The following is a 22,654-nucleotide window of genomic DNA, read 5'->3' on the forward strand; positions in this document are numbered from 1 at the left end:
CAAGAGTTTTTCATTTTATATACTGGAGGGGTTCGGAGTGAAAAGAAAGCTTTTAGGCGTCATTGATGCCACTACTTACCATGAGGATTTAGAAGATTTATTAACTCACCGTTCACTGGCTGCGTTGCCTTTCGCGGGTAGATACCGCATTATTGATTTTGTTTTATCGAATATGGTGAATTCAGGGATTCGAAGTGTGGCTATTTTTCCAAAGATGCAGTACCGTTCACTCATGGATCACCTTGGGTCAGGGAAGAACTGGGATTTAAATCGTAAGAGGGATGGACTTTTCTTTTTCCCGTCACCAATCGTTGATAACGATGGAAATAAGATCGGTTCCTTTGAGCACTTTGCTGCTAATTTAGACTTTTTTTATCGATCTACACAGGAATATGCGATCATCTCCAACTGTCATACCGTCTTTAACATGACTTTTCATTCTGTCCTTAATTGGCATAGAGAAAATGGATGTGACATCACAGAAATTCATCATAAAGACGGCCGGCCAATGGAGATGTATTTAATTAAGACCTCTTTACTAATCAAACTCATTGAAACAAGAAACGAAACAGGTTATACATGCATGAAGGATGTGGTAAATGATCTGCACAACGATTACACCATTTGCCGCTATAATTATGAAGGCTATGCCGTAATGATTGATTCTATTGAAAACTACTTTGCAACGAGTATGAACTTGTTGAAGCCTGAAGTTTGGAAAAACCTCTTTATTAAAGAGCAGCCCATTATAACCAAAGTAAAGGATGAACCTCCTACTAAATATGTAAAAGGCTCTGAAGTGAAAAATGCAATGATTGCAAATGGCTGTTTTATCAGCGGAAGTGTTGAAAATAGCATAGTTTCTCGGGGAGTAAAGATCGGAAAAGGGGCAGTGATCAAAAACTGCATCATTATGCAAAAATGCCAAATTGAAGATAATTGCTATCTAGATTCTGTGATTCTGGATAAGGACGTAAAAGTGGAAGCAGGGACCCGGTTAATTGGTACAGCACGTGCCCCATATGTAATTAGAAAAGGGACGAAACAAGGAGCGTTGATGAACTCGTGAAAGTATTATTTGCCGTTTCAGAATGTGGACCATTTGCGAAATCAGGAGGACTTGCAGATGTTGCCGGTTCACTTCCAAAAGAACTGAAAAATTTAGGAACAGACGTAAGGGTAATCTTGCCTAAGTATGGAACCATTTCTGATGAATATAAAAAGGAAATGAAAAAAATAAAGGAATTTACTGTTCCAGTTGGTTGGAGAAATCAATTTTGTGGCATCGAGGAGCTTACACATCAAGGTGTAACCTTTTATTTTATCGACAATGAATACTACTTTAAGCGGGAAAATCTATACGGTTATTATGATGACGGAGAGAGGTTTGCCTATTTTAATCGAGCGGTACTTGAGACAATTGCTCAGTTAAACTTTTATCCAGATGTGATGCATTGTCACGATTGGCATACAGCAATGATTCCTTTTCTCTTACGAACAGAATATTACAAGAGAAAGGGATATGGTCAAATAAAGACCATGTTTACAATTCATAATCTGCAGTTTCAGGGGATTTTTCCTAAAGAAGTTCTTGGAGATTTGTTTGGGCTTGACTACCAAGTCTTCCGCCCTAATACCTTAGAGTTTTTTGGAAATGTTAATTTTATGAAGGGGGCACTGGTGTCGGCAGATAAAATCACCACTGTGAGCCCGACCTATAAAGAGGAAATTCAAACTCCTGTGTTTGGTGAAAAATTAGATGGTTTACTAAGAGAGAGAAACGAAGATTTGCTTGGAATAATTAATGGAATTGATGAAGACTTTTACAATCCAGCAAAAGATGAATTGATTTATCAAACCTATTCAGCGAATGACCATCATAAGAAATCAATTAATAAAAGAGAAATTCAAAAAAGGTTTGATTTGCCGCAAAGCCCAAAAACACCTTTACTTGTAATGATCTCAAGGCTAACGAAGCAAAAGGGACTTGACCTACTGAAATGTGTGCTGCGTGACTTATTACAGGAGGATATTCAGATTATCATTCTTGGTACAGGCGATTATGAGTACGAAGAACACTTAAGACACGCAGGACGAATGTATCCTGAAAAGTTAAAGGTTCATACTGGTTTTAATGAGGAATTAGCCCATAAGCTTTATGCAGCGGCTGATTTGTTTTTAATGCCATCCCTGTTCGAACCCTGCGGACTTGGTCAAATAATTGCCATGAAATATGGAGCAATCCCTATTGTCCGTGAAACGGGCGGTTTAAATGATACAGTGAAAGCTTGGAATGAATTTACTAATAAAGGAAACGGATTCTCATTTAAAAACTTCAATGCTCATGACATGCTGTATACTATCCAGCGAGCTATCAGCTTTTACCATGATCATGAAGGTTGGGACTCCATTGTTAAGCAGGCAATGGGAATGGATTATAGTTGGGCACAGTCCGCATTCCGTTACAACCAACTCTATGCAGAGCTCATCTCAAGGAGTGAAACACATGTTTTCTAGTACAACGGAATTTAAGGAGACCTTTTTAAAAAGGCTTGAGATGCTATGTGGAAAGAGTTTCACAGAAAGTTCTAATCGAGATCATTATCAAACTCTTGGGAGCATGATACGTGAATTTGTTAGTAATGACTGGATTGCGACAAATGAGCGCTACCATACTGCAAAGGGCAAGCAGGTATACTATCTCTCTATTGAATATTTATTAGGAAAACTATTAAGACAAAACTTAATCAACTTAGGTATTGAGGACACAGTACAAGAAGGCCTACAAGAGCTTGGGATTGACATTGGAGAGCTAGAAGAATTAGAGGCAGATGCAGGGCTAGGAAACGGCGGCTTAGGAAGGTTAGCCGCCTGCTTTCTAGACTCACTAGCTTCTCTTAACCTACCAGGGCATGGTCACGGAATACGCTATAAACACGGGTTATTTGAACAAAAAATCGTGGATGGCTATCAAGTGGAATTACCTGAACAATGGTTAAGAAGCGGAAATGTTTGGGAGATTCGCAAGGTAGACTATGCAGTAAAGATTCCATTTTGGGGCAAGGTAGAATCAAGAATGGAAGATGGCCGCCTTGTCTTTCATCATTTAAATGCTGAAACGGTCACAGCCGTGCCACATGATATGCCTGTGATAGGATATAAGTCCAATACGATTAATACTCTAAGACTTTGGAATGCGGAGCCGTCTCAATTTCCTTTTCATAAGGATATCTTAAAATATAAGCGAGAAACCGAATCAATCTCTGAATTTTTATATCCAGATGATACACACGATGAGGGAAAAATTTTACGGTTAAAACAGCAATACTTTCTTGTTTCAGCAAGCATCCAATCAATCGTAAGAAGTTACAGGAAACAACATGCAAGCTTACAGCAGCTTCACGAGCATATTTGCATTCATATCAATGATACCCACCCCGTACTTGCCATACCGGAATTAATGAGAATTCTCATTGATGAAGAAGGATTCGATTGGGAGCAAGCATGGGAAGTGACAAGAAGAACCATCTCTTATACCAATCATACAACGTTATCTGAAGCGCTGGAAAAGTGGCCCATTCACATCTTTCAGCCCTTACTCCCAAGAATTTATATGATTATTGAAGAAATCAATGAACGGTTTTGCCAGGAGTTATGGGATCAAACTCCTGGTGATTGGGAGCGAATTAGGGGACTTGCTATTCTCGCCGACGGTTTTGTAAAAATGGCGCATTTAGCAATTGTCGGAAGCTTTAGTGTCAATGGTGTGGCAAAATTACATACAGAGATATTAAAGCAAAGAGAGATGAATCAGTTTTATCAACTTTATCCAGAGAAGTTTAATAACAAGACGAATGGAATTGCCCACCGCCGATGGCTGTTAAAGGCAAATCCTAAGTTATCATCCTTGATTACGGAATCGATTGGACCTTCTTGGACCTATTCAGGTTCGGAGCTTTCTCATTTACTCAAATATAAAGATGATACCGCATTTTTAGAGCAATTAGGGAAAATTAAGAATGAAAATAAGCAGATTTTAGCCGAAATCATTCTTGATAAGACGGGAGTTGCTGTGGATACACAAGCCATTTTTGATGTGCAAGTTAAACGGCTCCATGCCTATAAGCGTCAGTTGTTAAATGTGTTGCACATCATGCACCTATATAACCGAATCAAAGAGGATTCCAGCTATTCACTAGTGCCGAGAGTCTTTATATTCGGAGCGAAAGCGTCACCAGGGTATTATTATGCAAAGAAGATTATCAAATTGATAAATACCGTTGCAGAAAAAATCAATAATGACCCAAAAGTAGAAGATCGTTTAAAAGTGATTTTCCTTGAGAATTACCGGGTATCACTAGCAGAAAAAATCTTTCCAGCTGCGGATATAAGTGAGCAAATTTCTACCGCTAGTAAAGAAGCATCTGGTACAGGTAATATGAAATTTATGATCAATGGTGCTCTAACCGTCGGTACATTAGATGGGGCTAACATTGAAATTAAGGAATTAGTAGGAGACTCTAACATCTTTACTTTCGGACTTAGTGCAGAGGAGGTTCTCCATTATTATCAACATGGGGGCTATCAATCTGTCGATTATTACCACCATGACATTCGTATTCGCCAAGCAGTTGACCAGCTAATAAACGGATTTTTCCCAGGGGTATATAACGAGTTTGAACCTATCTTTGATTCGTTGCTGGAGGAAAACGATCAGTATTTTGTCTTAAAGGACTTTGCTTCCTATGCGGACACGCAACGAACTGTAGGTGAAGTCTTTACGGATCGATTAAGATGGCAGAAAATGAGTTTAACCAACATTGCACATGCGGGTTATTTTTCAAGTGATCGAACCATTCAAGAATACGCGGATGGTATTTGGCAAATTCAATCCTTATAAGGAAAAGGCTGACTCAGGTTTGAGTCAGCCTTTTAAAATTTACGCTAAAATGTGTCCAATAAAAATACCGATGGCTAATAAAAATCCAAAAATCGTATTCGTTTGGGCAGTTGCTTTCATGGCAGGTGCCATTTGAATGGGCAACGTCCCTTCAATAAAACCTTTAATCGCTTTAATGGCTTTCGGAACACTTAAAATGACGACAGCTGTCCAAATCGGCGCCTCATTACTGATAATGAGTCCAAGAATCCAAACATATGAAAAGATAAACATCACAGCTAATAAACGGACGGCTTTCTTTTTCCCTATTAAAATGGCTAATGTTTTACGGCCATTTTCTTTATCACCCTCAAGGTCACGAATATTATTTGAAAAATTAATCGCGCCAACCAAAACTAAAATAGGGATGGAAATAAGGATGCTTGTCTTGGTCACTGTGCCAGTTTGGATAAAGAAAGTAATCAATATGATTAACATTCCCATGAAAAAGCCTGAAAATAATTCTCCAAATGGAGTGTAAGCAATTGGCAGTGGTCCACCACTATATAGATAACCGACGGCCATACAAATAAGTCCGACTACTGCTAACCACCAGCTGCTGTTCATACAAATATAAACTCCTAATAAAAGGGCGATTCCATAAAGACTAAGAGCAATTTGCATAACTGTTTTAGGCTTAATTCCATCGCGGACAATGGAGCCGCCAATCCCAACTGAATGTTCCGTGTCGAGTCCTCGTTTAAAATCAAAGTATTCATTAAACATATTTGTAGCTGCTTGGATCAACAAGCTAGCAATCAGCATGGCGATAAATAACCCGAAATGGATGTTCCCTGACTTTAATGCTAACGCTGTACCAAGTAAGACAGGTACGAATGCTGCTGTTAGTGTATGAGGACGGGTCATTTGCCACCAAACCTGAAAGCCACGATTTGCTTCAACCACAGGTTTCGAACCCTGCTGCATATTTGGCTGCATATATGTTCTCCCCCTTTTAATTATTTTTTCTCTATATCAAGCTTAAATCGTTAGTATTGTATAGGTTTATGCCCAAACCTAAGTGTATGGAATTCCACTAATAGTGTCAATTAATTTTTGTTTTCAAAACTAGAAGATAATACCTGTTCGATTATTATTAATTGGTTGGTGGGAGAATGAAAGTAATGAAAAAACCGTTTTCACCCAAAAGGTGACAATTTGATATATAATAAGGAATGAAGGCTGTTTTGGTAGTGACAAGTATTATTGACTTCTTTACAATGGGAATAGTATCTTATATAAAGCTTAAAATGAATGGATAACAGTCATTTCGGCTGTTTTGGAGGGATTTGTTTGGTTACCATTCAAGAAACGGAAATAATGGAAAGGGGTCTTTCGGCTGTTAATCGTGCGAAAGAACTCGGTCAGCCAATTTTAATAAGTGAAGTTCATCAAATAGACATGATTAACCCACTTTTATTTTTTAATGCAGGAAAAGAACGCTATCAAGGGGAACGTTTTTTCTGGAAGGATCCTACAGATGAGATTATTCTAATAGGGCTGGGGATCTCTCATCAAATTCAGTCGGATCAGGCTACTGACCGCTTTTTTCTTGTTGAGAAAGAATGGAAGACATTCTTAGAAAATAGTCTTATCTACAACGACTTTAATGAGGTTGGTACAGGCCCGGTCATGTTCGGTGGATTTTCTTTTGATCCATATAAAGAAAAAACAGAGCTTTGGTCTAAATATGCGGATTCCTTATTTCATATACCTAAATACTTATTAAGTATTGTTAATGAAAGAACATTTTTAACAATTAACACTGTTTGCACCCCACATGATGATTTATCTTTATTTAGCAAGATTCTGGAGGAAAGAAATCAACTCTTTCAATCCCTGGAACGTAAATATAAACCACAACTATGTACATTAGTTGAAACAAAGGAAATTTTTCCTGAAAAATGGAAGAGTACGGTTGATGGGGTTGTGAATGAATTAACAAATGGACCATTAAAAAAGGTCGTACTTGCTCGTGAGCTTAGACTAGTGTTCAACGATTTAGTAGAAGCAGAAAACGTGTTAAATAATTTATACACCCAGCAGCACGAAAGCTTTATATTTGCTTTTGAGTCCAATGGGGATTGCTTTATTGGCGCTTCACCAGAGAGATTGGTTAAAAAACAGGGAACGGAAGTGTACTCTACTTGTCTTGCAGGTTCCATATCAAGAGGGAAGACGGAAGAAGAAGACCGTATTTTGGGTGAGACATTATTAAACGATCAGAAGAACTTAATCGAGCACGGTTATGTAGTGGAAATGATTAAGGAAGCGCTTGAGGAATCCTGTGAAAAAATCATTCTGCCTAACAAACCTCAATTAATGAAGATTAGGGATATTCAACATTTATATACTCCTGTAATTGGGAAATGTAATCAAGCAGCCTCATTATTGTTATTAGTTGAACGTCTTCATCCCACACCTGCACTTGGAGGGTTGCCTAAAGAGGCGGCGGTTGAAAAAATTAGACAGGTTGAGGATTTAGACCGTGGATTTTATGCTGCTCCATTAGGCTGGGTAGACTACAGACAAAATGGAGAATTTGCTGTGTCAATCCGTTCTGGATTGATACAGGGGAATGAAGCTTCGTTGTTTGCCGGATGCGGTGTGGTGGCAGACTCGAATGCTGAAAGTGAATATTTGGAGACGAGTTTGAAGTTTAGACCTATGCTTCGAGCTCTTGGAGGACAATAATATGAATCATCAGGACGCATTAACTGCTTATATTGCTGCATTTGTAGCCGAGTTATATTCAACAGGAGTTACCGATGTTGTCGTCAGCCCTGGTTCAAGATCGACCCCAATGGCCATGGTGATGGCAGAACACCCTGAGTTGAAGGTTCATATACATGTAGACGAGCGTTCAGCTGCTTTCTTTGCCTTAGGAATTGCGAAAGCAACAAATAGACCTGTTGCCATTCTATGTACTTCCGGAACTGCTGCAGCAAATTATTTTCCTGCTATTGTTGAAGCGCGCTATGCAAGAGTCCCATTAATCGTATTGACAGCAGACCGTCCGCATGAGTTGCGAGAAGTTGGTGCCCCACAGGCAATTGACCAGCTTCATTTATATGGAAAACATGTGAAATGGTTTGCAGAAATGGCATTGCCAGAAGATACGGATGAAATGATTCGTTATGCTCGAACAGTATGTGCCCGGGCTACTGCAATTGCTACGGGTGCACCATCAGGACCAGTTCACTTGAATTTCCCATTTAGAGAGCCACTCATCCCACGGATGGATGAAAATCTGTTTCAATTATCAGAACGTCCTAAGGGGTATGTAAAGGTTCATAATGGTGATTTAGCGATTGAAGATGGAGTTTTTGTAGAAATAGCAGAAAAACTAAAGGGGAAAGAAAGAGGCTTGATTGTTTGCGGAAATCTGACAGACGATAAGTTTGCAGATGCCGTGACGCAACTTTCAACCACTTTAAATTATCCGATATTAGCAGACCCGTTATCGCAACTAAGAAGCGGGTTACATAGTCATGAAAATATCATAGAAACGTATGATACGTTTCTACGAAATGAAGATGCCAAAGGATTTCTTAAGCCAGATGTCGTTATCCGGTTTGGAGCCATGCCGATATCGAAAGCATTAACGATCTTTTTAAAAGAAAACCATACTGCCGATCAATATGTGGTTGATGGCGGTGGAGGCTGGCGTGACCCTTCATCATTATCAACGGATATGATTTTTTGCAATGAGGTATTATTTTGCGAGAAGTTAACGAGCTTAAGTATGAATAAAGCTTCCTTAGCATTTTTAGAGAGCTGGCGAAATCTAAATAAATTGACCAAGACAACTATGAAACAAGTTAGAGATATCGCAGTGCTTAGTGAGGGGCGTCTCTTTTATCAACTGGCCGATATATTACCAGAAGGAGCAACTCTTTTTGTAGGCAATAGCATGCCTATACGTGACCTAGATAGTTTTTTCCATAATAATGGTAAAAACATTAGGGTAATGGCCAATAGAGGTGCCAATGGAATTGATGGAACGGTATCCACTGCGCTGGGAGCTGCCTTGTATTCACAGTCGATGTATCTTGTGTTAGGTGATTTAACCTTTTTCCATGACCTAAATGGTTTGATTGCAGCTAAACTTTACAATATTGATATCCATATTATTCTTGTAAACAATAATGGGGGCGGAATCTTTTCCTTCTTACCCCAGTCAGAACAACCTAAGAATTTTGAGTTGCTGTTTGGAACACCATTAAATATTGAATTTGAACATGCTGTTCGAATGTTTAATGGGAATTTTACAAAAATCCAAAATTGGGATCATTTTGCCGTGGAAATGAACCAATCTGTTGAGCAATCCGGAATCAATGTCTATGAGATTGTGACAAACAGAGAAAAGAATCGTGACGAGCACCGCGAAATTTGGCAATCTGTTTCCCAGGAAATATCAAATTTTGTCAATGGAGTTCAATAATGGATGTAGTGGTGGAAGGAGTTTCCTTCCATGTCGAAGTGTTCGGTGATGGATTTCCTTTGGTTTGTTTACACGGATTTACAGGTGATACAACGACATGGATTCCATTTGTAGAGGAATGGAGTAAGCATTCTAAGGTAATTATTCCTGATATTATTGGTCATGGGCAAACGGATTCTCCTGATTCGGAACAGCGCTACCAGATTGAAGCAGCAGCCCATGATTTATCTAGACTCCTTGATCAAATAGGGGAAGAACAAGTGGATATACTTGGTTATTCAATGGGAGGCAGGCTTGCGCTTACCTTTGCTCTTCTCTTCCCACATAGGGTTCGTAAGTTAATTTTAGAAAGTGCCTCACCCGGCCTACTTACAGAAAAGGAAAGAGAACTTCGCCGCATGAATGATGCAAAACTTGCAAATTTTATTAAAGAGCAGGGTATTCAGTCATTTGTCGATTACTGGGAGGAGATCCCTTTGCTTTCGACAATGAAAGGCTTGCCAAAGTCTCTGCAAGAAACCATTAGAAAGCAGCGTTTAAACAATTCACCAGTCGGGCTGGCAAACAGTTTAATTGGCATGGGAACTGGTTCACAACCTTCGTGGTGGGAAAGGTTAAACGACTTAGAAATGGATGTCTTATTACTTACTGGTCAAAAAGACAATAAGTTCTGTTTATTAGCGGAAAAAATGATTAAGGAGTTGAAAAACGGAACTTGGATGGTTTTTGAAAACAGTGGGCATGCAATTCATGTGGAAGAAAAAGAAAAGTTTGGTACAATAGTAAGTGACTTTCTTAATACATAATAAAGGAGGATATTATTTTGACAGTAGAATGGATTGCAGGACGCAAATATGATGAGATTTTATATGAAACTTATAATGGTATTGCAAAAATCACCATCAACCGTCCTCACGTACATAATGCCTTCACACCGAAGACAGTATCTGAATTAATCGATGCGTTTGCATTTGCACGTGATGATTCAAGTATTGGGGTTATTGTATTAACGGGTGCTGGAGATAAGGCATTCTGTTCAGGTGGAGACCAATCAGTTCGTGGACATGGTGGATATGTAGGAGAGGACCAAATTCCACGCTTAAATGTTCTTGATCTTCAACGCTTAATTCGTGTAATTCCTAAGCCGGTAATTGCGATGGTTAAGGGATATGCAATTGGTGGCGGGCATGTTCTTCATGTGGTTTGTGATTTAACAATTGCCGCTGATAATGCTAGATTTGGACAAACTGGTCCTAAAGTAGGAAGCTTTGATGCTGGTTATGGATCAGGCTATCTTGCAAGAATTATTGGCCATAAAAAGGCTCGTGAAATTTGGTATTTATGCCGTCAATATAATGCACAAGAAGCACTTGATATGGGACTCGTTAATACGGTAGTTCCGCTTGAAAGAGTGGAAGAAGAAACCATTCAATGGTGTAATGAAATCCTTGAAAAGAGCCCAACTGCCCTTCGTTTCTTAAAAGCAGCAATGAATGCAGATACGGATGGTTTAGCAGGACTTCAACAATTTGCTGGAGATGCAACATTACTTTACTATACAACGGATGAAGCAAAAGAAGGTCGTGATTCCTTTAAGGAAAAACGTAAGCCTGATTTTGGTCAATTCCCACGTTTTCCTTGATCAATTGATTTACAGCTTGATGGTTTCCATCAGGCTGTTTTTAATAGGAAAATGCAAAGAGTGATAGTCAGATAAAAGAAGGTGTACATAATGCATAACGATATAATGCCTAATTTTCTTAAGAAACGTGTCTTTTTAACACCGGAACGGACGGCAGTTTATTTTAACGAGCAAACCTTAACCTTTAAAGAACTTTATGAACGTTCCTTCAAGACTGCAGGGCAGCTGCAGGCACTTGGAGTTCGGAAAAATGATTACATGGCTGTTTTATTAAAAAACCATCTAGACACCATTGTGATCTTATTTGCCCTTCAGTTGTTAGGAGTAAAAGCAGTTATTTTGAATAACCGTTTAACACCTGCAGAATTAGTTTGGCAATTGAATGATTCTAAAGCAGCCCTTCTCCTTGTTGAAGACTCATTGTCGGATATAGAAGAAGCTATAAGAGTCGAAATACCCTCTCTAGCTACCGTGACAAAAAGTGGCTTGTTTAACGTGGAGGCAAAAACTCCCGTAATACAAGAAGAAATTAACTTATCAGATACCTGTACGATTATGTATACTTCAGGAACAACAGGTCATCCAAAGGGAGTTATACAAACCTACGGAAACCATTGGTGGAGTTCCATTGGATCTGCATTAAATTTAGGATTTATGGAAAGAGATTGCTGGCTGTGTGCTGTGCCTCTCTTTCACATTAGCGGATATTCCATCTTAATGCGGAGTGTCATCTATGGAATGCCAATTGTTCTGCATGAAAACTTTGATGTGGAACGTACGCTTGAGGATATTACTAAGAAAAATGTAACCATCATGTCAGTGGTTGGGACCATGCTAACAAAGATTATTGATACGCTAGAAGAAAGACGGCTGCCTCCCCATTTCCGCTGTATGCTGCTTGGTGGAGGACCTGCACCGTTACCATTGCTGCAATCCTGTTTAGAAAAAGATATTCCTGTCTATCAAACCTATGGGATGACCGAATCGTCCTCACAGATCGTAACACTTTCACCGGAATATAGTTTAGCCAAACTTGGATCCGCGGGTAAGCCATTATTCCCTGCACAGCTGCAGATTAGGACGGAGGATGAACGTTCGGCAGAACCCGGTGAGGCTGGTGAAATTGTCGTTAAGGGACCCAATGTGACACCAGGCTATTTGAATAGACCGGATGCAACAAAAGATAAAGTACGGAATGGCTGGTTTTACACGGGTGACATTGGTTATCTCGATGAAGATGGATTCTTGTATGTGATTGACCGGCGATCAGATTTAATTATTTCAGGGGGAGAAAATATTTACCCTGCTGAAATTGAATCGGTCTTACTCGCCCATCCAAATGTGGCTGAAGCAGGTGTTACCGGGATAGAAGATACGAAATGGGGACAAGTACCCGTAGCATTTATAGTTTTAAGAAATGCTAAAACAGTAGAGGAAGATGAACTTCGACAGTTTTGCTTACAGCGCCTTGCAAAATACAAGGTACCAAAAGCTTTTTATTTCACTGAAAGGCTGCCTCGAAATGCTGCAAAGAAGTTATTGAGAAGAAATCTTAGAGAAATGCTAAAAGAGGATTGAGATCAATGATGAAGATTACGTCAATTGAACTTTTGGTTATTCAGATGCCATTAAAGACTCCGTTTTTAACACATTTAAGTGCGGTTGACAGTCGGGAAAGTATTATAGTTAAGGTTACAAATAAAGATGGTGTAACAGGCTATGGGGAAGGGGTGGCCTTTTCTTCCCCTTGGTACACAGAAGAAACGGTATCAACAAGTTTACATATGTTAACAGACTTCTTAATTCCCTTGCTACAAAAAACTCCGATTACCCATCCGGAGGATCTTCACACCCTTTTTAGCTCGATTAGAAGAAATCATATGGCAAAGGCTTCTTTAGAAACGGCTGTTTGGGATTTATATGCGAAAACCCATTCACAACCACTAACGGATTTACTGGGGGGAACTCGTTCGGAGATTGCTTCGGGTGTAGTTGTTGCTACAGACTCAGTATCTAAGGCCTTGCAGCAAATAGAGCAATATCTAGATGAAGGCTATCAACGTATAAAAGTGAAGATCAGTCCAAATCAGGACTACTCTTTCCTGTCAGACATTCGCCGTATTTTTCCAGAGGTGCCAATCATGGCAGATGCCAATTCTGCCTATACCTTAAACGAAATTGACCGTTTAAAAGCTTTAGATGATTTTAACTTACTTATGATTGAACAGCCGCTGGCTTACGATGATATCCTTGAACATTCTATACTTCAAAAGGAACTAAAGACCCCGATTTGCTTAGATGAGAGCATTGTTAGCTTTGATGATGCAAGAAAGGCTATTGAGTTCGGAAGTTGTAAGGTGATTAATATAAAAGTGGGGCGTGTCGGAGGTCTGTTTGAGGCCAAACGAATCCATGATTATTGTTATGAGAAAGACATTCCAGTTTGGTGTGGGGGTATGATCGAATTCGGGATATCACGCGCTCATAATATCGCCCTTGCTTCTTTACCGGGATTTACAATACCAGGTGATATCAGTGCTTCCAATCGTTTTTGGGATGAAGATATCATTGCACCGGAAGTCGAAGTGAAAAACGGATATATCCCAGTCCCAAGATACCCAGGTATTGGATTCCAATTAAATGAAAAAAAACTGCAACAAGTCCTACTAACCAAAAAGAGCTTTTCATTTTAAAACAAAGGCTGTGTAAAAGTACAGTGTTGATTTTTACATCCTGTTGATTGGAGCGGAAGGCACGAAGACTCCTCGAAAATGCTATCGCATTTCCTTCGTGCGTGGGCGGATTCAAGATGCAACTCAATGTCCTGTGGGAGTATGGTTCAGGGGAGACCCCGCAGGCGCTTTTCGCCGAGGAGGCTCGCCGAAACACCCACGGAAAGCGAAGTGCCTGGAGCGGAAATCAACAGGCATGTTTAACAGAGCCAAAACAAAAAGAAACCAGTCTTACTCATGAAGACTGGTTTTTTCTATTTATGATAGGCCGCTTGGTTCAAACGTTTGGCAATCCGTTTCTTTACTGTTATCAGCCGTATCTCCAGTATGGCTAACAACATAGATTTGTTCAGCACTGCATTTATTTCCTTGAGCCCAGTATGAACAATTATTTACCTCACATAATACATCTTTTGCCATCCTAGTATCACTCCTTTTTGGAATTTAAGATACAGGAATAGCATTTGATGATTTAGAAGAAAACATGCCTTCCAGAAAAGGGGATTACTTTTTAGATGCGCCTGCTTTGCTTTGTCTTAAATAACGTTTATCGTTCATAAATAAGCTCCAGAAGTAAATAAAACCGGGAAACAATATGGCAAAGCCAACAATATAGGTAATGAATATGGCTCTAAATGAGTTAGGGTCAGTAAAAGCGGAATGAATTGTTACCTTAGGATAAACAATGTAAGGCAAATGTGCCTTACCGTAGACATAGCTGGCGACTAAATATTGTGCCGTTATTGCAATAACAGCTAAACGGGGCCAGCCAGGTGTTTTTGTTTTATGAGATGGCAATAGTAAGCCAAGACCACCCACTAGAAAACAAGCAAGTGATAAGTATAGTAGAGGAAGATCTTTCATCATTTTCCCATAAATCCAATCCGCTTCATTTTTTAATGTTAACATGATTAGAAAAGCCATTAATAAAGATACTGGACCGATAAATAATGCATCTCTGCGATAGACACGATACGCATCGAATTCTTCTGAGGCTTTAGAATAGTCCGCCAACAGAAGGGAAGAGAGAAACAATGTGCTTGTTAGAGCGAACCCGAAAAATGCATATTCATTTGGGCTGGAAAATAATCCGGCTAAATCCAATGTTTGGCGATTACCTGAAAAATCCACATAATTCCCATGAGTTATAGGAAGCACACTAATTAATAAACCTGGAATAAGAATTCCACAGATTCCAGAAATATATGTTAGAGGTTTTTTGTAATCATCAGCTATATTAGAAAAGACCAAAAACGCACTGCGAAGGGACAGCAGCAATAAAATTAGACTTCCCGGTACTAATAAAATCGTACCGAGTGTATAGGCACCTCGAGGAAAAAGACTATAGACAGCAACAACCAACGCCACAATAAATGTATTTGTTACCTCCCATGTGGGTGATAGATAACGGTTAGCAATATTTGTTGCAGTTGCTTTTCTCCGGTTAATGTAAAACATGGACCAAAAGCCTGCGCCAAAATCCATGGTTGCCATAACAGCATAGATAAAAACAAACCCCCATAATACTGTTATTGCCAGATAGACATCCAACATAATTGCTCCACCTTTTTATGAATTTGAACTAAACAGTGGGACACTCTTTTGATCAGCACGGTTTAGGTCATCAAGAACGGTATTCTTCTTGAAATAATATCGTAGGACAAAAAGGACTGAGAAGGCTAAGATTGCATAGACGATTGCAAACAATATAAATAATATCCCCAGGTTGGTTGCAGTTGTTACTGAATCTTTTGTTGAAAGGACATGATAAATCGTCCATGGCTGTCTACCGGTACATGCGAAAATCCAGCCAAATTCAATACCTAAAATCGCAAGAGGTCCTGATAGCACATATAGCCACATTAACCATTTTGGAAAATGGTCTTTCTTGAGTACTCTCTTCCAAGCAAGCCCAAGGAAGGAAAGAAGAATGAGTAGGGAACCAATCCCTACCATACCATTAAACAGAGTATGGACAAACAACGGCGGCCAATGCTCTTCAGGGAAATCGTGTAATCCTTTCACAACCGTATCAAAGCTGTTCCCAGCAAGAAAGCTTAATGCCCATGGTATTTCAATTGCCCCTTTTATCGACTCTGTTTTCCGATCTGTGAATCCACCAATGGCGAGTGGGGCATGCGACTGTGTTTCAAAAAGTCCTTCAGCAGCAGCCAACTTTTCAGGTTGATATTCGTGTAAGAGCTGGGCTGATTCATGCCCATTAACAGCGGTTAATAGGGAAAATAGCCCGCCGACAATTAAACTTAGCATTAACGCTTTTTGATGGAATTGATATATTCTTGAAGGACGATCCGCTTTAAGCATTTTGTAGGCGGAAACTGTAGCTACAATGAACGCTCCTGTTGTATAAGCAGAAAGTGCTACATGACCAGCTGTAACGAAAAAGCTTGGATTAAAAAACGCAGCCCAAGGATCTACATCTACAATCTTTCCATTTACGATATTAAAACCGGCTGGTGTCCCTTCAAAGGCATGGACATTAGTAATTAACACAGCTGATCCCATCGCTCCAATGGCAACGAGAAGTAAGCTGGTTATCCTCATCCACGGGGCAATCCGTTCCGCCGCGTATACATATATGGACATAAATAAGGCTTCTATAAAAAACGCATAAATTTCTATCTGAAAAGGTAATGCCATTACCTTCCCAATAACTTCCATGAATCCAGGCCAAAGCAAGGACAACTGAACCCCGGCGATGGTACCGGTTGGAATACCGACTCCGAGAAGAACGGCAAAGGCTTTTGTCCAGCGTTTAGCCATAACCACATACTCAATATCTTTCGTTTTTTGATAGATGAGCTCTGCAGTCAAGATCATAAAGGGCAAACCAACCCCAATTGTTGCAAAGATGATATGAAATCCCATTGTTGTTCCGAAAAGACTCCTGGCAATTAACAAATCACTCATGTAAATCTCCCTTTCTAGTTAAACACGTATAAAGTTAGTGTTTACACGATAAGGAGAAATATGTAATTTTTTCTATATAAAAAGCCTCCCAAATGGCTCGGGAGGCTGGTGTCATTATTAATTATTAAGTGCTGTTTTTAGTGAGTCGAGATTTTTAGACATTAATGTAAAGTAAGTTTCCTTGTCCTTGATATTGTCTTTGGTTAGGATCGCAAGGTTGTGAATCGGTAATGCTCTTGCTCCAATTTCCTTTTGAACAACTTTTCCTAATTTGGAATGTACGTTTTGTTCGAAAAGAATATAGTGTAATCCATCATGGTCAGCTATTGAAATAATTTTCTCCAGTTCTTTTTGAGTAGGCTCATTGGTTGTAGAAAGTCCAGAAATACTTATTTGTTCGATACCATATCGTTTTTCCCAGTATCCAAACGCAGCATGAGTCACGATAATTTTTTTGTGCTTTGCAGTCGAGATCGCTTGTTCATACTGATTATTGATATCATCTAATTCAGTCGCAAGTTGTTGATAATTTTTTTCGAATAGCCCTTTGTTTTTAGGCATTTTTTTTGATAGCTGATCTCTAATTACCGCAGCCATTTCTTTTGAATAAATCGGGTCAAGCCATACATGTGGATTTACATCACCGTGATGTTCATGGTCCTCTTCATCCTGATGTGTACTATCATCTTTTGGCAATTGAAGCTGATCAGCAACAGACACCAATTTTACATTTTCATTTTTTAATGTTCCTTTTGCCTTTTCCACAAATCCCTCAAGTCCAAGGCCAATATAGAATAAAAAGTCTGAATCAGCCAAATTCATCATATCCTTTTGGGATGGCTCAAAGGTGTGCTCATCGGCACCTGGTGGATAAATTGTTTTTACATCTACGAATTTACCACCAATTCTTTCTGTAAAATATTGAAGGGGGAAAACCGTTGTGTAAATAGTTAGTTGTTCTTTTTTAGAGTAAGATTTTTTGGTACCCTCTGAACAAGCAGATAACACAAGAGTTAATGGCAGCAACAAAGAAAGTAATAGTATAATCTTTTTCATAAAGGCTCCTCTACCTATATTTAAATCGGATTTATTACGATTTAATTGTCAAAAAAATTTTAAAATAGTAACAAGAAATAAAAGTGTATAATACGGAACGATTCCGATTTCCTTTAGTATCTTACAAAAAAAAGTGTCTAATTGCAAGTATAATATTTGTTTCCAACTAGGCATATTATGTATGCTTATATAGAAGGGTGGGATTAGTAAATGGAAAAATTAAATTTATTAAATGAAATTTTAGAGTTTAATCACCAGTTTGTTGAAAAACATGAATATGAAAAGTATGAAACAACCAAATTCCCTAATAAAAAAATGGTGATCCTTACTTGTATGGATACACGTTTATTGGAATTATTACCTAAGGCTTTAAACTTAGGTAATGGGGATGCGAAGATTGTTAAAAATGCAGGAGCAATTGTCTCACATCCTTATGGAAGTATTATGAGGAGTATCCTCATCGCTTTATATCAATTACAAGCGCAGGAGGTTTTAGTCATAGCTCACCATGATTGTGGAATGAGTGGTATGAAGGCAGAACCTGTGATTGAGAATATGAAGGACCGGGGGATTTCTGAGGAAACGTTCAATACACTTACATATTCCGGTATTGACATTGAACAATGGTTGCATGGTTTTGATAGTGTAACAGAGAGCGTGGAAAGTAGTGTAAGCATGATTAAAAACCATCCATTAATGCCAAAGGATGTTCCTGTTCATGGCTTAGTCATTGATCCTAAAACAGGAAAATTAGATTTAGTTGTCGATGGGTACAAAAATTAATGCTTCTCTTTTTCAGGAACAGGATCTAATCCACCTGGATGAAAGGGATGACACTTAAAAATGCGTTTGATGGTTAGCCAGCCGCCTTTGAAGGCTCCAAATCGTTGGATGGCTTCTAATCCATAATGTGAACATGTTGGATAGAATCGGCAGGTTGGCGGTTTGATCGGTGAGATAACAAGTTGGTAAAAACGAATAAACGATATAAAGATTTTTTTCAACATGGGTCCACTCCTATTAACGATTAATGTAAACATACCATATTTTACAATGTACGTCTAAAAGCTAAACTGTACTAAGTAGATGAAAAAACTTGGTTTTTGCGGTATAGTAGTAGTTAGATTATAAAAGGAGTGATTCTAATGCCTTCAGTTGAAAGCTTTGATTTAGATCATAATGCTGTCAAAGCCCCTTATGTAAGACACTGTGGTGTTCATAAGGTAGGTAGCGATGGGATCGTTAATAAATATGATATTCGTTTTTGCCAGCCTAACAAACAGGCAATGAAACCAGATGCGATTCATACTTTGGAGCATTTGCTTGCATTTAATATTCGTAAACATGCAGAGAAGTATGATCATTTTGATATCATCGACATCTCACCAATGGGCTGCCAAACAGGCTATTATCTTGTAGTGAGTGGGGAACCAACTGTTGAAGAAATTATAGACCTTCTTGAGGATACTATGAAAGATGCAGTTGAAATCGTTGATATTCCCGCTGCGAATGAAAGACAATGTGGTCAAGCCAAACTTCATGATTTAGAAGGTGCCAAACGTCTAATGCGTTTCTGGCTTGAACAAAGCAAAGAAGATTTAAAACAGGTATTTGCATAACAAAAATAGGTTGACCCCGGTCAACCTATTTTATTGTGTATTTTTATTTTCTTGATCAGGTCCTTGATGGTCCATCTGATTTATTTGTGGATTTTCTTCTAAAGAATCGATTGTATGTTTATAGGAATAGGCTTTGGAAGTAGTTATGACTGCTAAAAGTAAAACAACAATGACAATGACAATACAAACGACAAATACGGTATACAAAGCTGTGACCTCCTTGACTCTGTGTTCATGCCTTATTGTATCACGAATAAGTCATCGTTGATTAGAAATGCAAATAAAAAGGAGGCTGAAAATCAGCCTCCGATAAGTAATTCATTGGTATGTATAATCAGTGTATATTTCTAGGATAATAAGTATTTGTGCGAAGTTGACCATATTCTTCCTGTGCAAATTTTCCTTTAAGACTTTCAATCAAGTATAGCCCCATTAGATCATATAACTCTTGTTTATCCATTTCTTGAATTAACCCCAAAAGATCTTCATGTGTCATTTCTTCTAAAAAGGCGAATGTAAGCATATCAATATCCTCTTCGTCACCAGTTAACTTGTTACGATACATTTCATATAACTCATCGACCAATTTCAATTGCAGCACCTCCTTAGAATAGAAATTTCATTTCTACTTATTGAATTCCCATAAAATGATAAAATAAACATACAGATAAAATTGACTGAAAAATCTGTTTCTTCGATTGTATGATTATTATATCGTATTCATTTCTAAAAAATGAGTCGAAATATGAAAAAGAATAAATTTTTCTTATTTGTGGACTACTATAGATAAAAGGGGATGACATCATGAGTGAACAAAAGAAAACGTATTATATAGATGTTGGTACGGGTGAAATTTCACAAAGTGCTACTAGCTCAACCTGGAGTTATAAAATTCAAGCCAACGATGAAGAAATTACTCAGTTACGCGAATTATTTGATTCAAATTATTCCAATGAGTGGCAAAACTTTTTTCGAGCGCATGTACCGTACGTCCAATATCACTATGACCGTGAAAACGATGCATATGATAATACTATTCAGCAAGTGTATGGGATGCTCCATCAATTAGGTGATGATGAGGCAAAAGCTCATATTGAAAATATGAATATCTTGCCAAAACAAGAATAATGGATAAAAAGAGGCTGACTCCTTTACTTTGAGTCAGTCTCTTTTTTCGCTTATAATAGTGATATATGACAATAATAGGGCGGTTTTCTATGATACAGTTTTTAGATCAGAATAGAAACAAAGTTGAACTTGAATTTAAGGAAAGAGCCTTTGAGTTTCAAGCTAAACATGTACTGGTCATTTGTCAATATGACGACAAATGGCTTTTAACGAATCATAAACAAAGGGGCCTCGAATTTCCTGGAGGTAAAGTAGAACCTTCCGAAACCTTAGAAGAAGCAGCAAGGAGAGAGACATTTGAAGAGACAGGTGCAGTTCTGGGCACCGTACAATTTGTTGCTGAATATAAAGTAACCGATCAAAAGAGTTCATTTGTAAAGGCTGTTTTTTGTGCTGAGGTGAAAGAAATTGATCCTACCAACAACTATTATGAAACAAATGGACCTGTGCTGATCGAGGGTAATCTATTGGAATTAAGGTTAGGTGATCAGTTTAGTTTTATTATGAAGGACCAGGTCATAGAAGAGTGCATTCAGCGTATAAAACAGCAAAAAAAGTAATGGAGGGCTATAGGGCTCTCCACTACTCTTTAATCAGTTTCTTTTCCAACAATTCAACCAATTGATACATAATAGTTGCAACGACTGCAATCACTAAAAGGGATAAGAAAACGAGTGTAAAGTTAAATACTTGAAAACCATAAATAATCATGTATCCAAGTCCGCGTGAAGAAACGAGGAACTCACCAACAATGACACCTACCCATGACAATCCGACATTTACTTTTAAAGTAGAGATCATCGTCGGAAAACTGGCGGGTAGTATTGCTTCCTTAAAGCATTGAGCCCGTGATGCACCAAAGGTTTGCAATACTTTTAAGTAATTAGGGTCTACTTCTTTAAAGGAAGTATAGACAACTATAGTGGTGATGATGATAGAGATAATCGCTCCCATAGCAATAATGGAAGGATATCCAGGAGTCAGGGCCACAATTAAAATCGGTCCCAATGCTACTTTAGGCATGGCATTTAAAATGACCAGATAAGGATCGAGAATCTTAGATATCCTCGGTGACCACCAAAGAATAGCCGCAAGAATGATACCTAATAAGGTTCCAAGAATGAAACCACAAATGGTTTCTGTTAAGGTGACGCCTAAATTGGTGACTAAAGAACCATCTTTAATTTTATCTAAGAGCAGGTGCCAAATTTTTGAGGGGGAACTAAAAATTAAAGGGTCAATCCACTGCTTTTGACTGGCTAGTTCCCAAGTGGAGAAAAAAGCGATAAAAATGACTGCCTGATAAAATCGGATCCATCTCTGTTCAATTTTTAACGAATGAATGTACTTTTTGTGAAGGAGTTCAACCTTATTCTTGGTCTGGTTCAAGAGATTCCAACTCCTTCCATATCATTTGAAAGATATCCGAGTAAAGTTCATGGTTTCTTGCTTCAAAAGGAGAGAGTCGTCTTAACTCTTCAGGCATTTCGAATGTCTTGTAAATCCTTCCTGGACTAGGTGAGAGCAAGTAGACACGATCACTCATTGCAATGGCTTCACCAATATCATGCGTTACTAGAATGGCTGTTTTACCAAAGGTTTCTAATGTTCGTGACACCAGGTCCTCAAGCTTAAGCTTTGTTTGATAATCTAGTGCGGAAAAAGGTTCATCTAGCATAAGCAGTTTTGGCTGTGTCGCAAGTGTTCTGACAAGGGCTACTCTCTGCCGCATGCCGCCTGATAATTGCTTAGGAAGTTGTTTCTCCACTCCACTTAAGCCAATTTGTTTGAGTAAGTCCAGGGCACTTGCTTTTGTTTGATCATTCAACTGATTGGATAATTTCAACCCAATCAAGATATTTTCTTCAATCGTTTTCCATGGAAACAAATAATCCTGCTGAAGCATATAGCCAATTTCATTTTTAGCGGTTGAAACAGGTTTACCCTCTAACAATATGGTACCATGGGTAGGTTTGAGTAAGCTGGATATGATAGAAAGCAAGGTGGTTTTACCACAGCCACTAGGGCCGAGGAGAGAGATAAACTCTCCCTCCTCAACAGTTAATGATATATCGGAGAGGGCCGTGGTGGCAGAGGCTTTGGTGAAATATATGTGCTGCACGTCTTGAACTGTTAAGAAACTCATTTAGACGGCCTCCCTTT

At 38.7% G+C, this 22,654-nt stretch carries 23 protein-coding genes; 13 read left to right on the plus strand and 10 right to left on the minus strand.

All coding sequences use genetic code 11. From position 1 onward, the window contains the following. Positions 1–37: 37 nt before the first annotated feature. The 3 genes from QE429_RS07605 to QE429_RS07615 are packed head-to-tail and all read left to right on the plus strand — an operon-like array spanning position 38 to position 4,900. Complete coding sequence (locus QE429_RS07605) at positions 38–1,069, plus strand: GlgC family sugar phosphate nucleotidyltransferase (RefSeq protein ID WP_307285870.1); 1,032 nt, start codon at positions 38–40, stop codon at positions 1,067–1,069. Continuing rightward, positions 1,066–2,517, plus strand: coding sequence for a glycogen synthase GlgA (gene glgA / locus QE429_RS07610; protein ID WP_307285872.1), 1,452 nt, complete (start codon positions 1,066–1,068; stop codon positions 2,515–2,517). Before QE429_RS07605 ends, glgA begins: the two co-directional genes overlap by 4 nt. Then, complete coding sequence (locus QE429_RS07615; RefSeq protein ID WP_307285874.1) at positions 2,507–4,900, plus strand: glycogen/starch/alpha-glucan phosphorylase; 2,394 nt, start codon at positions 2,507–2,509, stop codon at positions 4,898–4,900. Before glgA ends, QE429_RS07615 begins: the two co-directional genes overlap by 11 nt. Positions 4,901–4,939: 39 nt before the next feature. On the opposite strand, the gene QE429_RS07620 is transcribed toward QE429_RS07615, so the two are convergent. After that, positions 4,940–5,878, minus strand: coding sequence for a 1,4-dihydroxy-2-naphthoate polyprenyltransferase (locus QE429_RS07620; RefSeq protein WP_307285876.1), 939 nt, complete (start codon positions 5,876–5,878; stop codon positions 4,940–4,942). A 354-nt stretch (positions 5,879–6,232) separates the two neighbouring features. On the opposite strand from QE429_RS07620, the gene QE429_RS07625 reads away from it, so the two are divergent. The 6 genes from QE429_RS07625 (at position 6,233) to menC (ending at position 13,718) form a co-directional block, all read left to right on the plus strand. After that, positions 6,233–7,633: an isochorismate synthase gene (locus QE429_RS07625; protein ID WP_307285878.1), complete on the plus strand. Its 1,401-nt coding sequence runs from the start codon at positions 6,233–6,235 to the stop codon at positions 7,631–7,633. Between the two features lies 1 nt (position 7,634). Continuing rightward, complete coding sequence (gene menD, locus QE429_RS07630; protein WP_307285881.1) at positions 7,635–9,383, plus strand: 2-succinyl-5-enolpyruvyl-6-hydroxy-3-cyclohexene-1-carboxylic-acid synthase; 1,749 nt, start codon at positions 7,635–7,637, stop codon at positions 9,381–9,383. After that, the gene (menH, locus tag QE429_RS07635) at positions 9,383–10,189 is read left to right on the plus strand and encodes a 2-succinyl-6-hydroxy-2,4-cyclohexadiene-1-carboxylate synthase (protein WP_307285883.1); all 807 of its coding nucleotides are present in this window, start codon (positions 9,383–9,385) and stop codon (positions 10,187–10,189) included. The genes menD and menH overlap by 1 nt, the downstream gene beginning before the upstream one ends. A gap of 17 nt (positions 10,190–10,206) precedes the next feature. Continuing rightward, positions 10,207–11,025 (plus strand): 1,4-dihydroxy-2-naphthoyl-CoA synthase, encoded by an 819-nt coding sequence (gene menB, locus QE429_RS07640; RefSeq protein ID WP_307285888.1) that lies wholly within the window; start codon positions 10,207–10,209, stop codon positions 11,023–11,025. Between the two features lie 90 nt (positions 11,026–11,115). Further along, a complete protein-coding gene (locus QE429_RS07645) occupies positions 11,116–12,603 on the plus strand; it encodes an o-succinylbenzoate--CoA ligase (protein ID WP_307285891.1) in 1,488 nt (495 codons plus the stop codon). An 8-nt stretch (positions 12,604–12,611) separates the two neighbouring features. Further along, positions 12,612–13,718 (plus strand): o-succinylbenzoate synthase, encoded by a 1,107-nt coding sequence (menC, locus tag QE429_RS07650; RefSeq protein WP_307290743.1) that lies wholly within the window; start codon positions 12,612–12,614, stop codon positions 13,716–13,718. Positions 13,719–14,015: 297 nt separating this feature from the next. On the opposite strand, the gene QE429_RS07655 is transcribed toward menC, so the two are convergent. The 4 genes from QE429_RS07655 to QE429_RS07670 all read right to left on the minus strand — a co-directional run bounded on the left by QE429_RS07655 (position 14,016) and on the right by QE429_RS07670 (position 17,744). Next, positions 14,016–14,177: a DUF1540 domain-containing protein gene (locus QE429_RS07655; protein WP_307285894.1), complete on the minus strand. Its 162-nt coding sequence runs from the start codon at positions 14,175–14,177 to the stop codon at positions 14,016–14,018. 84 nt (positions 14,178–14,261) lie between these two features. Further along, positions 14,262–15,311, minus strand: coding sequence for a cytochrome d ubiquinol oxidase subunit II (locus QE429_RS07660; RefSeq protein WP_307285896.1), 1,050 nt, complete (start codon positions 15,309–15,311; stop codon positions 14,262–14,264). A gap of 15 nt (positions 15,312–15,326) precedes the next feature. Next, positions 15,327–16,688 (minus strand): cytochrome ubiquinol oxidase subunit I, encoded by a 1,362-nt coding sequence (locus tag QE429_RS07665; RefSeq protein ID WP_307285898.1) that lies wholly within the window; start codon positions 16,686–16,688, stop codon positions 15,327–15,329. A 117-nt stretch (positions 16,689–16,805) separates the two neighbouring features. Beyond that, positions 16,806–17,744 (minus strand): metal ABC transporter solute-binding protein, Zn/Mn family, encoded by a 939-nt coding sequence (locus QE429_RS07670; RefSeq protein WP_307285901.1) that lies wholly within the window; start codon positions 17,742–17,744, stop codon positions 16,806–16,808. 210 nt (positions 17,745–17,954) lie between these two features. Here QE429_RS07670 and QE429_RS07675 point away from each other — a divergent pair, with 210 nt between their 5' ends. Further along, positions 17,955–18,527 (plus strand): beta-class carbonic anhydrase, encoded by a 573-nt coding sequence (locus QE429_RS07675; protein ID WP_307285904.1) that lies wholly within the window; start codon positions 17,955–17,957, stop codon positions 18,525–18,527. Here the strand turns inward: QE429_RS07675 and yidD are convergent. Beyond that, positions 18,524–18,748 (minus strand): membrane protein insertion efficiency factor YidD, encoded by a 225-nt coding sequence (yidD, locus tag QE429_RS07680; protein WP_373463236.1) that lies wholly within the window; start codon positions 18,746–18,748, stop codon positions 18,524–18,526. The genes QE429_RS07675 and yidD overlap by 4 nt on opposite strands. 141 nt (positions 18,749–18,889) lie before the next feature. Here yidD and QE429_RS07685 point away from each other — a divergent pair, with 141 nt between their 5' ends. Then, entirely contained in the window at positions 18,890–19,363 is a 474-nt protein-coding gene (locus tag QE429_RS07685) for an S-ribosylhomocysteine lyase (protein WP_307285910.1), read from the plus strand. Between the two features lie 30 nt (positions 19,364–19,393). On the opposite strand, the gene ytzI is transcribed toward QE429_RS07685, so the two are convergent. Both ytzI and QE429_RS07695 read right to left on the minus strand, forming a co-directional pair. Further along, a complete protein-coding gene (gene ytzI, locus QE429_RS07690; protein ID WP_307285912.1) occupies positions 19,394–19,570 on the minus strand; it encodes a YtzI protein in 177 nt (58 codons plus the stop codon). A 127-nt stretch (positions 19,571–19,697) separates the two neighbouring features. Then, positions 19,698–19,955: a DUF6154 family protein gene (locus QE429_RS07695; protein WP_307285913.1), complete on the minus strand. Its 258-nt coding sequence runs from the start codon at positions 19,953–19,955 to the stop codon at positions 19,698–19,700. Between the two features lie 212 nt (positions 19,956–20,167). Here QE429_RS07695 and QE429_RS07700 point away from each other — a divergent pair, with 212 nt between their 5' ends. Then, a complete protein-coding gene (locus QE429_RS07700; protein ID WP_307285915.1) occupies positions 20,168–20,491 on the plus strand; it encodes a hydrolase in 324 nt (107 codons plus the stop codon). 89 nt (positions 20,492–20,580) lie between these two features. Beyond that, on the plus strand, positions 20,581–21,051 hold the full coding sequence (ytkD, locus tag QE429_RS07705; protein ID WP_307285917.1) for an RNA deprotection pyrophosphohydrolase: 471 nt from the start codon (positions 20,581–20,583) through the stop codon (positions 21,049–21,051). 22 nt (positions 21,052–21,073) lie between these two features. Here the strand turns inward: ytkD and QE429_RS07710 are convergent, their stop codons facing one another. Further along, positions 21,074–21,880 (minus strand): ABC transporter permease, encoded by an 807-nt coding sequence (locus QE429_RS07710; protein ID WP_307285922.1) that lies wholly within the window; start codon positions 21,878–21,880, stop codon positions 21,074–21,076. Next, complete coding sequence (locus QE429_RS07715; RefSeq protein WP_307285925.1) at positions 21,861–22,637, minus strand: ABC transporter ATP-binding protein; 777 nt, start codon at positions 22,635–22,637, stop codon at positions 21,861–21,863. Before QE429_RS07715 ends, QE429_RS07710 begins: the two co-directional genes overlap by 20 nt. Positions 22,638–22,654 lie beyond the last annotated feature (17 nt).

The sequence above is a fragment of the Bacillus sp. SORGH_AS_0510 genome (assembly GCF_030818775.1).
Lineage (GTDB): Bacteria > Bacillota > Bacilli > Bacillales > Cytobacillaceae > Neobacillus.